The organism is Streptomyces klenkii (genome assembly GCF_003626645.1).
Taxonomy (GTDB): Bacteria; Actinomycetota; Actinomycetes; order Streptomycetales; family Streptomycetaceae; genus Streptomyces; species Streptomyces klenkii.
On sequence record NZ_RBAM01000001.1, the window covers coordinates 498,253 to 515,384 of the forward strand.

General features: G+C 72.6%; 11 protein-coding genes. 3 read left to right on the forward strand and 8 right to left on the reverse strand.

Going from position 1 to position 17,132, the window contains the following annotated elements; translation table 11 throughout:
• The first annotated feature begins 157 nt into the window (after positions 1-157).
• Positions 158-580: a YciI family protein gene (locus D7231_RS01820; protein WP_120753097.1), complete on the forward strand. Its 423-nt coding sequence runs from the start codon at positions 158-160 to the stop codon at positions 578-580.
• Positions 573-1,718, forward strand: a complete 1,146-nt coding sequence (locus D7231_RS01825) for an RNA polymerase sigma factor (protein WP_120753098.1) — start codon at positions 573-575, stop codon at positions 1,716-1,718. Before D7231_RS01820 ends, D7231_RS01825 begins: the two co-directional genes overlap by 8 nt.
• A 99-nt stretch (positions 1,719-1,817) precedes the next feature.
• Here the strand turns inward: D7231_RS01825 and D7231_RS01830 are convergent, their stop codons facing one another.
• A complete protein-coding gene (locus D7231_RS01830; protein ID WP_120753099.1) occupies positions 1,818-2,210 on the reverse strand; it encodes a nuclear transport factor 2 family protein in 393 nt (130 codons plus the stop codon).
• A gap of 60 nt (positions 2,211-2,270) precedes the next feature.
• Positions 2,271-3,494, reverse strand: a complete 1,224-nt coding sequence (locus D7231_RS01835; protein WP_120753100.1) for an alpha/beta hydrolase family protein — start codon at positions 3,492-3,494, stop codon at positions 2,271-2,273.
• Between the two features lie 98 nt (positions 3,495-3,592).
• On the opposite strand from D7231_RS01835, the gene D7231_RS01840 reads away from it, so the two are divergent.
• On the forward strand, positions 3,593-4,177 hold the full coding sequence (locus tag D7231_RS01840) for a TetR/AcrR family transcriptional regulator (RefSeq protein WP_120753101.1): 585 nt from the start codon (positions 3,593-3,595) through the stop codon (positions 4,175-4,177).
• Positions 4,178-4,248: 71 nt separating this feature from the next.
• Here the strand turns inward: D7231_RS01840 and D7231_RS01845 are convergent, their stop codons facing one another.
• The 6 genes from D7231_RS01845 to D7231_RS01870 all read right to left on the reverse strand — a co-directional run bounded on the left by D7231_RS01845 (position 4,249) and on the right by D7231_RS01870 (position 17,127).
• Complete coding sequence (locus D7231_RS01845) at positions 4,249-7,125, reverse strand: M91 family zinc metallopeptidase (protein ID WP_120753102.1); 2,877 nt, start codon at positions 7,123-7,125, stop codon at positions 4,249-4,251.
• A 141-nt stretch (positions 7,126-7,266) separates the two neighbouring features.
• On the reverse strand, positions 7,267-9,009 hold the full coding sequence (locus D7231_RS01850; protein ID WP_120753103.1) for a hypothetical protein: 1,743 nt from the start codon (positions 9,007-9,009) through the stop codon (positions 7,267-7,269).
• A 114-nt stretch (positions 9,010-9,123) separates the two neighbouring features.
• Positions 9,124-10,251 carry a hypothetical protein gene (locus tag D7231_RS01855; protein ID WP_120753104.1) on the reverse strand — a complete coding sequence of 376 codons (1,128 nt, stop codon included), beginning with the start codon at positions 10,249-10,251 and terminating at the stop codon, positions 9,124-9,126.
• Positions 10,248-11,306 carry a hypothetical protein gene (locus D7231_RS01860; RefSeq protein WP_120753105.1) on the reverse strand — a complete coding sequence of 353 codons (1,059 nt, stop codon included), beginning with the start codon at positions 11,304-11,306 and terminating at the stop codon, positions 10,248-10,250. The genes D7231_RS01855 and D7231_RS01860 overlap by 4 nt, the downstream gene beginning before the upstream one ends.
• A gap of 29 nt (positions 11,307-11,335) precedes the next feature.
• On the reverse strand, positions 11,336-14,818 hold the full coding sequence (locus D7231_RS01865; protein ID WP_120753106.1) for a hypothetical protein: 3,483 nt from the start codon (positions 14,816-14,818) through the stop codon (positions 11,336-11,338).
• Positions 14,815-17,127: a hypothetical protein gene (locus D7231_RS01870; protein ID WP_120753107.1), complete on the reverse strand. Its 2,313-nt coding sequence runs from the start codon at positions 17,125-17,127 to the stop codon at positions 14,815-14,817. The genes D7231_RS01865 and D7231_RS01870 overlap by 4 nt, the downstream gene beginning before the upstream one ends.
• Between the last annotated feature and the right edge of the window lie 5 nt (positions 17,128-17,132).

The window sequence follows — 17,132 nt, forward strand, 5'->3', positions numbered from 1 at the left end:
TGCGCACGACGCCGCCGGGAGACGGCTCCCCCACGCTCATCCACGAGATCCCAAAAAAATCCGGGCGGTGATGTCGAGAACCCGCGTCCGGCTCCGTCCCCGCATTGAACGCGACCACAATGGAATGGGTCGCACCAGCGCACTGAGGAGAACCACGATGGCCAAGTACTTGCTGCTCAAGCACTACCGCGGCGCCCCGGCCCCGGTCAACGACGTGCCGATGGAGAAGTGGACGCCGGAGGAGATCTCGGCCCACGTGCAGTACATGAACGACTTCGCGGCCCGGCTGGAGAAGAGCGGCGAGTTCGTCGACGGGCAGGCGCTCGCCCCCGAGGGAACGTGGGTCCGGTACGACGGCGAGGGCCGCCCGCCGGTCACCGACGGCCCGTTCGCCGAGACCAAGGACCTCATCGCCGGGTGGATGGTGATCGACGTCGACAGTTACGAGCGCGCCCTCGAACTGGCCGGAGAGCTGTCGGCCGCCCCGGGCGCAGGCGGGAAGCCGATCCACGAGTGGCTGGAGCTGCGCCCGTTCCTGGCCGAGCCGCCCACCGTCACGGACTGCACTTTCCATGGATGAGGCGCTGCTGCGCAGCCTCACCCCCGGTGTGCTCGCGATCCTCGTCCGCCGCGGCGCTGACTTCGCGGCGGCCGAGGACGCCGTGCAGGAGGCACTGCTCCAGGCGGTCCGCGTCTGGCCGGCCGACCCTCCGCGGGATGCGAAGGGCTGGCTGGTCACCGTGGCCTGGCACCGGTTCCTCGACGCGACCCGGGCGGATGCCGCCCGCCGCCGCCGTGAGGACCTCGTCGACGAGGAACCGGCACCCGGGCCCGCACCCGCGGTGGACGACACGCTCCAGCTCTACTTCCTGTGCGCCCACCCGTCACTGACCCCGGCGTCCGCGGTCGCGCTCACCCTGCGCGCCGTCGGCGGCCTCACCACTCGCCAGATCGCCGAGGCCTACCTGGTGCCGGAGGCGACCATGGCGCAGCGCATCAGCCGGGCGAAGCGCACGGTCTCCGGCGTACGGTTCGACCAGCCCGGCGACGTCGCCACCGTGCTCCGCGTCCTCTACCTGGTCTTCAACGAGGGCTACTCCGGCGACGTCGACCTCGCCGCCGAGGCCATCCGGCTCACCCGGCAGCTCGCGGCCGCCGTCGACCACCCCGAGGCGGCGGGGCTCCTCGCCCTCATGCTGCTCCACCACGCCCGGCGTGCCGCCCGGACCGCGTCCGACGGCAGCCTGGTGCCGCTCGCCGAGCAGGACCGCGGCCGGTGGGACACCGCTTTGATCGCCGAGGGCGTCGGGATCCTCCAGGCGGCCCTCGCCCGCGACCGGCTGGGCGAGTTCCAGGCCCAGGCCGCCATCGCCGCCCTCCACGCCGACGCGCCCACTGCCGAGGAGACCGACTGGGTGCAGATCGTCGAGTGGTACGACGAGCTCACGCGCCTGACCGACAACCCCGTCGTCCGGCTCAACCGCGCGGTCGCCGTCGGAGAGGCCGACGGACCGCGCGCCGGCCTGACGGCGCTCGCGGCGCTGGACGCCTCACTGCCCCGCCACGCCGCGGTGGCGGCGTACCTCCACGAGCGCGACGGCGACCTGGCGACGGCGGCCCGGCTGTACGCCGAGGCGGCCCACAAGGCCCCCAACCTCGCCGAGCGCGACCACCTGACACGCCAGGCCGCCCGTCTCAACGCCCGCCGGTGCCGCTGACGGGTCCGCGGGTCGGCGGTTGCCGCCGCAGGCCGGCTCGCCGCCCGCATCGTGGCTGAGACCGGGGACGATCACCCCGCCTCGCCTACGGCTCACTCTTCAGCGGACGCTGCCGAGGTTGCGGTCGGCGTCGGAGCCCTTGAGCATCAGGGTGGTCTCCTCTATGCGCTGGAAGCGGCCGTCGGGGGCGAGGTCGGCGAAGACGTAGACCTCCATGCTGACGGTCGAGCCGTCCTTCTTCGTGATGTGGCAGGTGTGCCGGTCGGCGTACTTGTTGCCGTCGTACAGCTCTTCGTGCACGTCGATTTCGCCGCCGGCGACGAGCGTGCGGAGGTGGGCGATGTGGTCGAGGAACTGGGTTCGGTCGGCCCACTCGCCGTCCGTGCGCTGGCGGTAGTCGGGGGTGAAGTGGCGGTCGGCGGCCTCATCCAGGGTGATCTCGTCGTTGAGGAGCAGGTCGGTGAGTGCGGCCTTGATGCCGGTGCGGGTCATGAGAGTTCCTTACGAGTGGATTCGAGTGCGAAGGGAAGCCGAGAAGGGAAGTGACGAGCCTCAGGCCGTCGCGGCGAAGGTGTCGTCGAGCCAGTCGTAGATGCGGGCGAGGGAGAGCCGCATGGCTCCGGGGTGGCAGTGGGCGCCGGCGCCTTCTTCGGCGGTGAACACCAAGAGGGTCTTGGGGCAGGTGAGGCGGTCGTAGAGCTGCCCGGGCTGGCCCTTGAAGAATTCGTCCCCGGCGGCGTCGCAGACGAGGGTGGGGCACCGGATCTGTTCGGCGATGCCGTTGTCGAGGGTGTAGTCGAGGTAGGAGGCGCTGAAGGCGCGGGGGGTGTCGACGCCCATGACGTACATGCCGTGGTTGATCGCCCAGCGTGCCGTCGCGTCCTCGGCCATGATCTGCTCAAGCGCGGCGTCGAGTTCGGGGGCGGACTCCGCGCGCAGGAACTGTTCGGCCGCCTTGCGGTCGCCGGGGATGTTGCGGACGGATATCCGGCCGAGGTCGTAGACGCCGTCGACGGCGATCAGCGCGGCGAGCCGGTGCTCGAAGGCCGCGGCCCGCGGCGCGAGGAGGCCGCCCATGCTGGAGCCGAGCAGCGCGATACGGCTGTTGTCGACCTCGGGGAGGGTTTCCGCGAAGTCCACCACGGGAGTGATGACGTTCTCCCAGTCGGGGCGGAAGACCAGGCCCTCGCGGTGCCGCGGCCCGGGCTGTCCGGGGCCGTCGAAGACCAGCACGGTGTAGCCGCGCTCCACGGCCGCGAGCGCGCCGCTGAAGTGGAGTTCCTCGGCGGTGCCGTCGAAGCCGGAGTGCATGATCAGGGTCGGCCGCGGTGTGCCGGAGTCGTCGGCGCGGTAGAGGTAGCCGGGCAGGGTGGTGTTCTCGTACGGGATGCGCACCGGCTCGATGTGCGGGCCGGTGTAAAGGGCGGCGGCGGCCCGGAAGCAGGCGACGCTGCGGTCGTAGGCGTGGTCGTGACGGGGGTCGCACGGGTTGCCGTGCAGGAAGAACTCCGCCGACCGGTAGTAGTTCGAGGCTCGCAGGAACCCGTCCCGGGCGCTGACCTTGTGCCCGGCCTCCAGGGCCTTCTCAGCCTCTGCGGACACGCGGTCGGCGGTGGCGAGCCACTCGGTGTGCCAGCTGTCGTAGTCACCCTCGGTGATGCGCTCGCTGGTCGAGACGACCTCGCCGAAGTCGGCGCCGCCGTACGCGATGTGGCTCATCGAGCGCAGGGTCTCGTACCAGAACTGGGTGTTGTTCGGGAACAGCAACTGCTTCATGTCACTCCCCTCAGAACCGCAAGCACAGATCTGTGCTTGCGCTGGAACTGTAGACCCTCCGGGCCTCGCGAAGCAAATATCTGTGCTTATGATGGATCGTGAGCCCAGAACAGCCGTCTCCGCGCATCCGTAAGAGCCCCGAGCAGGTCCGCTCGGCCGTCCACCAGGCCGTGATCGACCTGCTGTCGGACCCGGAAGGAGCCGACCTCACCATCCCCGCGATCGCGCAGCGCGCGGGCGTGAACCACACCAGCATTTACCGGCGTTGGGGCAGCCGGGAGGCGCTGCTGGCCGACGTGGTCACCACCCGCCTCGAACGCGACTGGCCGCTGAAGGACACCGGCAGCCTGCGCGGCGACCTCATCGCCTGGGCCGAGGCGGGTGTGGCGAGCATCCGCACACCCGAAGGCCGGCTCCTCATCCGCGCCGTCGCCCTGTCCATGCCCGGCAGCCACACGGCGCAGGGGGAACGCGCACAGCAGTTCCAGCGCCGGATCGCCGCCATCGAGAGCATCCGTGAGCGGGCCGCGGGCCGCGGCGAGAGCCCCCCGTCCCTGGAGCAGATCCTCGACCAGCTCATCGCGCCGCTGTATCTGAGGGCGATCTTCGGCATCGACCCGCCTGCCTCCGGCTATCCGGAACTGCTCGTGAACCGGCTGCTCGGAGGCGCGCCAGGGGCCTGACTCCGGCATCGGAATCAGGCCCCCGGATCCTTCCGTCCCCCGATCGCTCCGTCCCCCCGATCGCTCCCTGCTCAGTGCGGCAGCCGGCGGTACGCGTCGACGTAGTTGCGCAGCAGGGCCTTGTGGGTGCCGTTGGCGATTCTGATGAGTGAGGGCTGGGCCTGGATGAGGTGGCCGAGGTTCTTCTCCATGATGCTCCTGCGGAGCTCCGCCCCTCTGCCCGTGGTGACGTACTGCTCGAACGGCTCCGGGTCCATTCCGGCGAGTTGCGCCAGCCTGGTGTCGTTCGGCACGTCGAAGACGAGCTCTGACAGGCCCATCGCGTCATCGGCCTTCACCTCGTAGAGGTTGATGACGCGCTTGCGCCACTCCTCACGGCGGGCGTGGCTCTGTGTGTAGGACTGGCGGAGCGCGACAACGCGTGTGCTGAGAGATCCCGTCCCGGGCGTGGCCAGGATGGCCTTGACGAGCCTGTCGCCATCGGTGACGACGGAGCAGTCGGGGGCGAACACCCTGTTGTCCTTGTCCTCGCCTCGGGCCTTCCCGAGAGACTTCGCCAGGGCTTCTCCTTCCTGGTCGCCCGTGCCGAAGCTGACGCCGTCCTCCAGGCCGGTGAGGCCGTCGAGGAGCTTGATGAAGGTGTTGGGTTCCGGGAAGTAGACGGTCCTGGGGTCGACCTCCGCCATGGCGACGCGGACGTCCCGGTCCATCGCGGTGGCGATGTCCACCCGCGGATCGCCGCCTTCGGGGAGGCGGTAGCCGCCGCTGAAGAGGTCGGGCCAGTTCTTCTGCCGCAGCCGGTCCGCCGCGGCGTCGAACAGCGGGGTGCCCTGGGGGGTCTTGAGCGCGATCACATCGGCGTCGCCGGTGTGGAAGTAGATTCGCTTGTATCCCTCGCCGCCGGCGTGCAGCGCCTCGGCGAAGTCCCGCGCCTGATCGCTCCCGGCGATGGCCTGCCGTATGGCGCCGTAGGGGATGGTCTTCTGATCGCTGAGGCTTTTGCTGCCGTTCGGCGCGCGCCAGAGGAAGGAGAGGACCGCGACCGGGAAGCCGGGTTTCTCCCGTTTCCATGCGTCGGCAAAGTCCTTGATGATCTGCTTCTGCCGGCTGACGCGCTTCTCGCGCTCGGCGTTGCTCTCGCCGTAGGGGTAGCCCTCGTTGAGCCCGATGACGAGCGCACACCCTTGCCTCGTCGCGGTCGCCTCGTCGCGGTAGCGGCGTGCCAGGGTGAGCAGCTTCTGATGGTCGTTGACCTTGGCCGGGACCATGGCGACGAAGCCCACGTCCCCCGTAAGGGGTTCGGGGCTGCCGACCGCCTCCCCCGCGTACACGTCCGTGATCGTCTCCCAGGGCGTCTTGCCGGCGGCCGAGGTCCCGGCCCGGGCCTGGTTGACGATCGCCCGTGCCTGCTTCCGCTGCTCCTCGGGCAGGCTGTCGGGGCTCATCCATCGGGGCCGGGAGGTCTCGGCCGGTTTGCCCGGGCTGCGATGGCACGCGCGCTGCTCGACCAGCTGGCCCTGCTCCAGGCGGGCGGCGCCGATCCTGTCCCGGTGGTCCCGCACGTCGGCCGCCGCGTCCCGGTCGACGGTGCTCAGGAACGTCGCCAGGGCGTCCAGGAAAGAAGTGTTGCGCCTGTAGACGAAGCTGCTCTCGCCGGCGAAGAGACGGTGAGGGATGTCCTTGCGGGGCACGGCCAGATGGAGAATGCGTTCCACCCTCGTCAGCGCGACGTAGGCGATGCGGTGCCGGAAGCCCAGGTCGCGGGCGATGGCGACCTCGGTGACGCCGCGCACGCGCTTGCGCTGCTGCCAGGTGGACGCGGCATTGCGCAGGGCGGTGCGGCTGTCGGCGTCCCGCCGGCCCGCGCGTACGACCGCGCGGGCGTGGTGGTCGAAGGCCACCCGCTCGGCCCGTACGTCGGCAGGGGAGGGCGAGATCCGCCGGCCCTTCTTCCGCACCACCATGCCGTCAATCCACTCCAGGGCCACGTCGCTGCCGTGGGTGCGGATCTCCTCCCAGTCGATGCCGCGCAGCACGACGAGTCCTCCATCCGTCTCCGCGACCGGGAGCGGGTGGAGATACCTCAGGAACGCCTCGTTGCACGTCGCGGTGTAGAACGCCTTGCGCTCCTGGCGCGTCTCGGACTTCCCGGTCTCGCGTACGTGCACCGGGCCCGGATCCTTCATGCTGACCGCGTAGCCGGTGCCGTACCTCTCGCGGAACAGCCGCTCGGTCTCGGCCAGCGCGGCCTGCTTGATCCTGTCGCGTTCGGCCTCGTCGTGACCCGTGTCGTCCATGGTCCCGGCCAGGGCGTGCGCGGCGTGGACCAGCTCGTGCGCGAGGACCATTTCGGGAGCCGTGGCCACGTCGTCGGAGAGCAGCAGCACCCGTGGGTGGAAGGAGACGACCGAGTACGCGCCCCGGCCGTTGTAGAGCGGCCCCTTGAGCCTGGAGTTCAGCGACCACTGGGCGGGGGCGCCGTCCGTGGCCTGCGCGATGATGACGTTGATCCCCGCGAGCTCCTGCTGCGCCGGTTTGTGATCGCTCTTCCGGGAGCCGCCGTGGCGGTACAGGATCCGCGTGCTGATGCCTGCGTCCTGGTCCTCCGGCCCGCCGTAGGTGCCGTCCGGGTCGGGCAGTGGATGGGCGTGGCCCAGGAACTCGACGAGGCGCTTGCCCGCTTCGGAGGACTCGATCCGCCGGAGCAGGAAGTCGATCTCCTTTATGTAGTCCTTGGCGTTCAGTTCGAGGTCGGGCTCGGGGTTGGAGTCGGCCTCGCGTACGTCGAGCACGTCCGGGTCCGTACATACGGCGATGCCGGGCCGTATCACGGTCAGGGGCAGCGACTCGCCGCCGAGCCAGGCGATCTCGATGCGGGACTCCTTGGCCGACCGGACCGGCCGTGGCGGTATCAGGCGGGTGAGGTCGAGCCCTGTGAGGCGACGCATGACGGGGGTGTTTCCTTTCGGGGGAGCCCGCGGGGCGGGGGAGCCGGCGGGCCGGGGAAGTTCGCGGGTCGGGGGAGTCCGAGGGTCGAGAGAGTCCGCGGGTCGGAGGAATCCGAGTGTCGAGGGAGTCCGCGGGGGATTTCAGTCCGTGATGACCAGGACGGCCCGTGCCTGCCGGGCGTCGGTGGTCAGGACCAGGGAGGCGGCGACGCCGGCCGCCGTCGGCGCGGTGTACCGCAGGGAGATCTTTTCGACGGCGGGCAGCAGGGTCGGCAGTCCCGCCGTCGGCGAGCCCGTCGCGGGCAGCAGGGGAGCGAGTGCCTCCCCGAGCGTGATGCCTTCCTGGGCGGCCCAGGTCGCGGTCCAGCTCGTCGCGTCCGGATCCTTGTCCGCCACGAGGTCCAGCTCCATCAGCGACGACTCAGGGCCGCTGAGGAGGAGGGAACCGGTGGCCTCGACTTCGGACGGGCCGTCCCCCGTGTTGATCCGCGTGGTGAGGTGGGCGCGGGCCCGCAGCCCGGCGGGCAGGGGGAACTCGGCGGATCCCGCCGCGGCGAACAGCCGTCCGGACGGCGTGGGGACGACCTCGAAGCACAAGTCCCGCAACGTCAGCTCCGCCAGGGAGGCGGGCAGGCCGCTGCCCAGGGTCTGCTCGGTCCAGGCGCTGATGTCGCGCAAGGCGATGCGGTCCGCCTCCACGGTCAGTCCCCAGCCCTGGGCGGTCCTGCCGGCCTTCACGCCGATCCGGGTTCCGCCCACGACGAGGGTGCCCGCCAGGGTGACCTCAAGTGTGCGGTCCCCGCCGCCGGACACCAGCACCGTCTGGTCCTCGATCCGTACGCCCGCGACCTCCAGGGGGCTCAGGAGTTCTGCCGCGACGACGTAGGCGCCTTCCCGGAGGTCGCACAGGAACGAGACCCGCCCCATGCCGTTCTTGGCGAGGTCGGGCGCGGCGTGTTCGAAGAGTGCGCTGCCGTCGGCGAGTTCGCCGTGCGCCGTCAAGGCGGGCAGCTCGACCGTGACGGCGCTTTCCAGGCCGCCCACGGACAGATGTCCGCTCAGCTCGACCGACAGCCCTCCCCAGCCGTCCTGCCGGGCGGCGGAGTCCAGAGCGATCCGCGCCCGTACCCGGCTGAGCGTCGCGCCCGCCGGCAGCGGCCATTCGTGCGCGAGGTCGACCTCCAGCGCTCCGGTCACCCGCCCGTCCCCAGGGGCGTACGAGACGGTGACCTCGCGGAGCGCGGGCAGCGCCGAGGCGAGGAGCTCCTGCCACTCCGCGGGGAAGTGCTCGGTGACGGCGTCCGCGCCCGTGCAGCCCGGCAGGTCCGCCATGTGCCGCAAGGAGGGCAGGGAGAGCCCGTCGGGGAAGCGGGCGGACACCGTGAAGGTGCCTTCGTGCACGGAGGCGAGGAACAGCACCGGCTCGTCGAGGCCGGGCAGCTCCCAGCGGGCTCCCGCGACGACGGGCGTCCGCTCCTGCTCCGCCGCCTCCTTGTCCGTACGGGGTGTGGCGTCGAGGACGACGACGGGCGACTGCGCGCCCAGGGCCTGAAGCGGGCTCAGGTCGTACGCGGGGAAGGGCTCGGGAAGCCGCCACTTCGGGGCGTCCACGACCAGTACGCATCCCACGACCGTCCGGCCCGACGTGTCGGTCAGGAACTCCGCCACGGCCGGGCAGGGCTCCGGTCCGAGGGCGGGCACGGCGCAGTGCCCTCGCAGCGTCATGCTCTCCGCGGTGAATTCCGCGTCCGAGAAGTTCAGCCCGGGGGAGCCGAGATACGCGGAGAACGCGTCACGGACCGCGGAGTCGGCGAACTCCTCGGCCTTGAGCAGCAGACTTCCGTTCCGTGCCCTCTCGGCTATTTGTTCAACGGACAGTGGCATTGCTGAATTCCGTCCTCGATGTTTTGTCGTCACTTACGGAGCAAGGCTTTGCAATGGGGGAGTCAGGGTGCGCGCGCTGCGCCGTGCCCGGCCGCCCGGTTCACGCGGGGCAGTTCACGTGGGGAACACGTGGTTTCCCCACGCGATGGTGACCCTCGCGGCGTCGGTGTTGTTCACGTCGGCGGAGATGAGCGTGGCCCTGGCGGCGTCGAAGTAGCTGTCGCCGCCGGTACCGCCTCGGCCGCCTTGGCCGCCGGCGCCTCCACCGCCACCGCCGCCGGCACCGCCGCCGGAGAACAGGCCCAGAGCCCCACCGCCCCAGCCTCCGCCACCGCCTCCGCCACCACCGAAACCGGCTTGCCCCGCGGCTCCGTCGGCTGTCCGGGACTGCGTGCTCCCGTTAGCGCCTCCCCGGCCGCCCTCGCCACCGGAGCCACCGTCACCCCCCGAGGCGCCGGCACCGCCGGCGTTCATTCCGGACGATCCTCCGCGTCCTCCGGTACCACCTTGCCGGCCGCTTCCTTTGCTTCCGTCGCCGGTGTCGTTGCCCGCGCCGGTACCACCTTCGCCCGCGCTGGAGGTCGTTCCCGCGTCTCCGCCGCCTCCACCGGAACCGGCGTTGTACAGGCCCCACTTCCAGCCGTTGCCGCCGCGTTCGCCGCCGCTGCCGCTCTCTCCCACCGACCCCTGGCCACCCGGCCGGCCGTGGGCGACAGGACCGCTGACGGAGGTGATGTGTCCGGCGTCCCCACCGGCGCCACCACCGCCCCCCTTCCCTCCGGAGCCGCCGGAGCCGCCGTACGCGATGCCGCTGGTCGAGCCCTGGGCACCGTTGACACCGGTGTTCCCGCTGCCGCCCTGGCTGCCCGTCGCGCCCGCGTCTCCGCCGCTGCCCGCTCCCGCGATCAGCGTGTCGCCGTGGAAGACCTGCGCCGAGGCCGCTCTTGCGCCGTCGCGGGCGACGCGGACGCCGATGACGTCCCCGGGAGTGACGTAGAGCAGGGCTCGGATGTCGGCGCCCTTGCCCCCGCTCGCTCCGTCGGCATCGTTGCCCCCGGCGCCGCGGAGGTGCAGCGAGAGGATGGTGACGTGGTCCGGGACGGTGAACGTCTGTTTGTTGTCCGTGCCCACGTAGAAGAAGTCCTGGCTGTGGCCCGCCGGGTTGAGGATCCTCAGCCGGCCGTCGGCCGTGATGTTGCCGGAGGCCTTGAGGCGTCCGCCGATGGTGACTTTGCCGCTCATGCCAGCTTCCCCCGCAACGGCGTGCCCTTGGGGTCGAGGAACTGCGCGTCGGTCGTGATGTCGCCGGTCGCCTGGACGGCGCCGGTGACGTTCATGTCCTCGCCGATGGTGAGGTTGCCCGTCATGGTGACGTCCGCCTCGACGGAGAGGTTTTTCTTCGCGACCACGGCGTCGTGCACGGTGAGCGTGCCTGCTTGCCCGTGCAGGTCTCCGACCGTCAGCTGCGGGAGGACGGGCTCTTCGACGGCGACGGCCGTCGAGAGGTGGTGGGTGATCGTCTCACCGGAGCGCTTCAGCGTCACCCGGACCTGGAAGTGGGTGTCGCGGGTGAGGCCGGTGACGGGGAACTGCCACTTGTCCTGGCCGCTGAGCGGCCCCGCGTGCCGGCCGTCGAAGTAGATGTCGCAGTCGGCGTCGGACGGCGCGGTCCAGGTGAGGACGGCCTTCTGGCCCGGCGCGAGCAGAGTGACGGGGGTGGAGCCGGGGTTGCCGTTGGCGTCGGCCTCACGGACGACGAGGTCGCCGACCACGTCGGCCGTGAGGGCCTCGGCCGGCGGGTACTTGGCGAGCGGGACGGTGACCTGGTGGGTCTCCCAGGTCTCGCCGTTGTCGACGCTGACGGTCTCCCGGATGCGCAGCAGGGCCGTGCCCGCGAGGGCGTTGGCCTTGAAGTCCTTCAGGCGCAGGAGGAGCCCGTGGGTGGTGAGGGAGACGGACTCGCCGCTGACGGGGCGGACGGTGAGCGGCGTGCCGCCGGCGGTGAAGGCCGCCAGGTCGTCCTGGGGCAGGGTGAGGAGGACCCCGCTCTCGATCTCGTCGACGGTCCACTGGTCGGCCGGTTCGACGGTGGGGGCGACGCGGTGGCCCGCGGGCACGAGGTCCTGGGCGAGGTCGCCGGTGGGAAGCACGAGGAGGATCTGCTTGCACAGGACGGCCTCGGTGCCCGAGTTGGACACGACGACGTCGATGTGGGCCGGCCGGCCGGTGGCCAAGGGAGCCGGGAGGGTGGCCAGGCTGTAGGTCAGGCGGCTGGTGCCGCCGAGGTGGGTGCTCATGGTGGCGTTTCCTTGGGTGCTTGCGGGAGTTACTCGGATGCGGTGTCGGCGTCGTCGATCTCGGCGTCGGCCTGCGGGAGCGGGCTGCGGGAGGTGAGCAGGCCGGAGCGGAGTACGGGGGCCCGGTCGTCCCAGCGCGGGGTGGTGCTCGCGGCCGAGGTGGGGAAGCGGGCCCAGGTGCCGTCGGCGGCACGCTCCGCCCAGGTCCACGTCTGGTCGTCGACGGTGCGCACCGGCAGGGCGACGGCGCCCTCCTGAAGGGCGGCTGCCGGGGTGAGCAGCGGCCCGGTGCGCAGGACGGTGCGCATGCGGTTCAGCGGTCCGTCGGTGAAACGGTGGGGGATCTCCAGTGCCGTGGTGGGCAGCAGGTTCGTGGTGGCGTGCACGGGGGCGTGCGGGTCGACGAGCAAGGTCAGGTGCCGGGCGGCTCCGGCCGTGACGCGCAGGTGGGTTCCGTCACCGATGGCGGCGATGCGCGGGTGCGCGTCGGCCGGTGCGACCACGGTGCGCAGCACTCCGGGGTCGGTGTCGGCGAAGTAGCCCACCAGCCCGTCGCCGATGCGCCGTTGCTCGCCCAGGCGCACCGGCCAGGAGTAGCCGGTGAACTCCGGGCCCGGCGGTTCGTGGTCGAAGATGTGCTGCCAGCCCGGGTCGGTGGGCGGCGGTCCGTCCAGGTCCAGGTGGAGGCGGCAGCGGACGAGGGCCAGCGGGCGCCCGGCGAGCGCGGCCGAGGCGGCGCCCGCGGTGGGCACGATGTCCACCAGCGAGGTCTCCAGGAGATCCATGGCGGCGGGCAGCGGGCTGCTGTCCGTGCCGGTGCCCTGGAGCCAGGTGACGAGCGTGTGCAGGTGGGGGAAGGCGGTGCGCAGGGCGTCGAGGCCGGCGGGGACGCCACCGGGCAGCGGCGTCCACACCGCTTCCCGGGCCGGCCGGCCGATCCGGTACGCCCAGCGCAGCAGGCCGAGGGCGGTGCCGTCGGGTGCGTACACCGTGAGCGAGCCGTCGACCAGGTTGGGGACGATCCAGCCGGCGAGCGGATTGCCGTCGTCCAGGTGGGTGGCCGGGTCCGTGCCACGGGCGGCGTCCATGAGGTCCAGCCCCAGACGCGCGGCCTGCGGCAGGCGCGGCGGCAGCTGGATGACGTGCTCGGGAGCCGCCCCCAGAGCCTCGGGGACGCGCTGCGGGCGCAGCGCGTCGGCCACCACCGGGTGCCGGAGGCCGCTCGCCCCGCCGGTGCCCGCCGGGGTGATGACGTCCAGAGAGCGCCCGAAGGAGTCCACCAGGGTCAGCCTGAGGAAGCGGAACTGACCTGCGCGCAGCTGCTGGAAGCCGGAGTCCGGCCAGCCTTCGAAGGGCACTGGCAGGGGGCCCGGGTCGGGGCTGGTGCGGTAGGCGTCACCGATCAGCTCCACCAGCTCCGGCGGCGCGCCCAGCGGCGGGACGCCCTGGCCGGGGTCCTGGCCGATGAGCATGTCGCGCAGCCCCGCCAGAGAGCTGGACAGCACGTCCCCACGAGCCACCCGGTCGGCCAGCGCGTCGCAGTGGGGGGAGAGTTCGGGGTCCTCGGGCGCGTACTGCCGGAGCTGGTCGGCCAGGCTCCGCGGCAGGTGGTCACTGAGCAGCGTCCGGCCGGTGTAGGTGCGCGCGGCCTCGGGGAGGGGCTGCGGGCAGGTGTAGTGGTCGCCGTCGAACTCCCACTGGTCGTGCGGGAGAGGGTGGTATTCGACCTCCCAGAGCAGGTGGAGGGGGTGCCACGGCTGTTCCCAGGGATCGTTGCCGAAGGCCGGGGCGGTGCCGGTGCGCGGAGTCGCTGCTCCTGTGTCCGCCGGGCTGCCCGCCGGGCGCGCGGCGGCGCCGCTCGGGTCGAGCAGGAACGCTTCGCGCAGCAGGGCGCGGGCGGAGTCCGGCATGGCGGAGTGCTCGCCGGCGCCGAGGTCGAGCGTGTTGCACGCGAGGTCCGGCCGCTCGGCGGTGAACACCGCGTCGGTACCGGGGAGTTGTACGGAGGTCACGATCCGGTCGCCGAATCGGCAGCGCAGCGTCGCGTCGTCCGAGACGGGCAGGGTGCCGGCGCCCTGGAGAACGACGGCCGGGTCCAGGGCTCGGTGGAAGGGGGCCGGGGCCACACGCTTGAGGCCCCAGCCGGCGGGCAGGCCGTGTGCCCGGGCGTACTGGCGGACCGATTCCGTCAGTTGCGCGGGCGTGTCTCCGCCGGGGAGGGCGGACCGGAGGCGCTCGGCCGCTTCCCGGCCGGCGCGTACGCGCGCTGCGAGGCTGCCCTCGCGCCCGGGGTCGAGCTCTTGCGTCAGCTGCTGGTGGTGGTAGCCGCGCGGCAGTACGGGCAGGCCCTGGAGGCGCCACATGCCGTACAGCCTCCGGCGCAGCCCGGCCAGTTCGCGCTCCGCCCGGTCGTAGGCGTGCTGCGCGGCGTTCAGGGCGGCCTCGACGGACCGGGCCCGGCGCTCGTCCTCGGGGGAGGCGGCCTCTTCCGCGGTGCCGGGCGGCACCGCGTGCCAGGCGTACGAGGCCGTGCCCTCGCCGAAGCCGGCGGCGAGCAGGATGTCGGTGAGGCGGTGCGCGTTGTCCGGGTCGTCCGCCCGGGTGAGGGTGTTGGACTGGAGCTGGTCGAACAGCGCGGGCGCGAGGGTGAGGGACGGGTCGGTGGCCGCCTTGTCGGCGGTCAGGGCGGTGAACGCGGAACGGGCACTGTCGGCGACGGCCACGGTCGGGTCGGGCCGCTGCTCGCCGGAGGGGTCGTAGTGGGGCAGCACGCTGTGGACGCGGCCGGTGTAGACGGTGCGGGTGCCCGGGGGCGGGGTGCCGTCCGCCTGCCAGCCCAGGGTGGCTTCCAGGGCCTCGCGCGCCCGCGGGTCGGCGAGCGGGTCGTCGGAGGCCGACGCGTGCCAGCCGACGACCTGGTAGCCCAGGCGATCGAACCGGTGAGGCAGGTACGCCAGGGGGTCGTGGAAGGAGAAGACGTTCTGGCAGTGCGGCTGGAACGCGGCGAAGGACAGGGTTCCCGGGCCGGTCGCGGTCAGGAAGGTGGGCCGGTCCGCCGCGGATTCCGTCCACTGCGCGGCCTCGGTGCTGCGTCCGATCCGGGTCGGCGTGACGTGACCCCCGCCGGGGCGCAGATAGGGCACGCTGCCCGTGCGCTTGTCGAGGAAGTCGCTCTCGACGACCCATGCGGCGGTGGCGTAGTCGCCCGCAGCCGTGTAGGCGTGCCGGACGACCAGCCAGCGGTTCGGCGCGGGCGGGAGCGTGACCTCGCCGCCGGGCGTGGTCGCCCGGCGCAGCGCTGCCGGGAGCTCCCAGTGCAGGTACACGCCGTCGTGGCCCGCCTCCTGGGAGAACTCGGTGTCCGTACTCGCATAGGGCGACGGCTCCGGGGAGCGGTGGACCCCGAGCAGGTGGTAATTAGGCAGCCACCGGAGGAAGGAATCCTTCCTGCGCACCTGGTCGTTGACGACCAGGGCCCGGAGCCTTACGGGGACCAGGAGGTCGGTGTTCATCGGGTGGTTCCTTTGGTTCCTTCGAAGGAGAGGGTCAGCTGCTCGGGCGCGCGCACCAGCTGCACGGCGAACTCGGCGGGGGAGAGCGGGGATCCGGGCTTGACGTCCTCGGCGAGGCGGGCCGCCAGCCTGCCGACGTTCAGCACCCGTGCCCCGGCGGGGGTGGTGACGGTCAGGGCCGGGTCGGCGCCGACGGGCACCGAGCGCCCCAGCGGCCGGCCGACCTCGCCGGGGGCCAGGCTGCGCAGCGCCACGTTCCCCTCCTCGTCGACACCGAAGTGCAGCCCCTGGGGCGGTTCGCTGATCGTCAGGCGGTCGGGCATCCGGTCGAAGAGCATCAGCAGGACGTCGGCGCCCAGGGCCTCGCTGCGGATCACCTCGACCGGGGCGTTCCCGGACGCGGCGCCGGCCTCGAAGCGCAGCGTCGGCCAGCCCGGGACGAGGGCCGAGCGCAGCAGCAGACCGGCGGTGGGCACGGGCCCCTGGCCGTCGAGCAGGTCGTCCAGTTCGGCGTCGGTCGTGGCGTCGGCGCCGGGGTGCCGGTCCAGGCTGCGCGCGCCGTCGAGCAGGGCGTGGAGCCAGCCGCGGTCGACGTGGAACAGACGCAGGCTCTCGGGCGGGAGCATCCGCTGGTCCGGGACGAGGTAGTCGAACGGCACTCCGCTGAGCGTGCGCAGCGTGGCCAGCCATGCCGCTGCTTCCCGCGCGTCCGGGGACGGGGAGGGAGACGGTGACAGTGACGGCGGCTGCTGCTGCGGCTCCGGCTGCGGGGCGGAGGAGCGCGGCGGTGCGTCGAGACGGTACGTGGTGGGGGTGGCGCGTACGGCTTGGGGGTGCGGCTCGGGCTCGTCGGGAGTGGCGCTTACGGTCCGGGGCTGCGGCTCGGAGTCGTCGGGGGTGGCGAAGGACGCGGCCAGTGCGTCGAGGGCGTCGCCGCGCAGCAGCTCCTCGAACTGCTCGCGCGGCGTCGGGGCGGCCGCGGGGGCGGCTGCGCGGGGGGCCGGTCCGGCGGACAGGGAGCTGTGGAAGAGCTGCCGGCGGTACGTCGCGTACTGGCGGTCGGTCGCCCGGCGCAGCCGGCCCTGGTGGCGCAGGCGGACCAGGGTCGTGGCGAAGCCGGGGTCGGCCAGGGCCAGGGCGCGGCCGACGTTCCAGGCGCAGGCGTAGCCGGTGGCGAAGGTGCCGGTGTGCGGCTCGTGGAGCAACAGCCCGTCGGCGTCGGGGAAGTGGCCGTCCGCCGGCCGGGGCAGCTCGGGTGCGACGCGGGGGAGGAACGGGCCGCTGTACCACGCGAGGGCGCGCTCGCCGGAGTCGGTGATGTGGGTCATCGGGACCATGCCCTGCTCCAGCAGGGTGCCCAGCTCGTCCGGCAGCCCCGCGCCCGCGGCGGGGGCCGGGCGCAGCGGGGCGGCGCTGTGTTCGCCGTTCCCCGGGGCGAAGCGCCCGGCCAGCCGGCCGAAGCCGTCGCCGGATGCGGCGCAGGAGGTGAACGTCCAGCTGTGCAGGGACACCAGGCGCACGGGCTTGCCGCCGGCCTGCGGCCCCGGCGGCGTGTGGCCCTCCAGCGAGACCAGGTGGGCCACGTACCGGCCCCGGTCCGCGTCGGGAAAGCGGGCCGTGGTGATGACCGCGCGTGCGTCCCGGCCCGGCCGGCTGCTCTGGCCGTCGGCGGGCGCGGCGTCCTCGCCGCCCGAGCGGACGTGGGCGAGGAAGGCGAGATCGGACGGCTCCGGGAGCAGCTGTGCCAGCAGTGCCTGCGGAACGTCGACGACCCGGCAGGGAGTGTCGAGCAGGGTGGGGTCGACGGCGTCCCGGTCCAGGGCGGGCCCGGAGACCGCGGCGTCGCCGTCGAGGAGCGCGCGGACGGTCACCGAGGCGGTGGCGCCGAGGGCGTTGGGGTCGCCGGGCAGCTCGCCCTCGCCGAAGAGCAGCAGCGCCGTCCAGGGGGCCCGGGCGGGGTTCCGGATGCTGCCGGTGAAGGGCTCGCGCTCCCACGGCAGGGACGCGGGGTTGAGCGTGATGTGCGGGAGCAGGCCGTGGAAGGGGCCCTGGCTGTGCGCGGCCGGGTACACGGCGTGCACCCAGGAGGGGTCGAGGCGGAACTGCGAGGCCCGTACGCCGACGATCTGTGCCACCGGGTCGAGGCGGGCGCCCGGCAGGTGTTCGGCGGGGAGCTGCTGGTCGACGGTGATCCGGTAGCGGCCGGCCTCGATGCCGGGCAGCAGGTGGTCGTGGAAGGTGACGGAAGTGACGGAGGTGGCGGGAGTGTCGTCCGCTGGTGCGGACTGCTCGGTCGGGTGCGTGGTCATGAGGT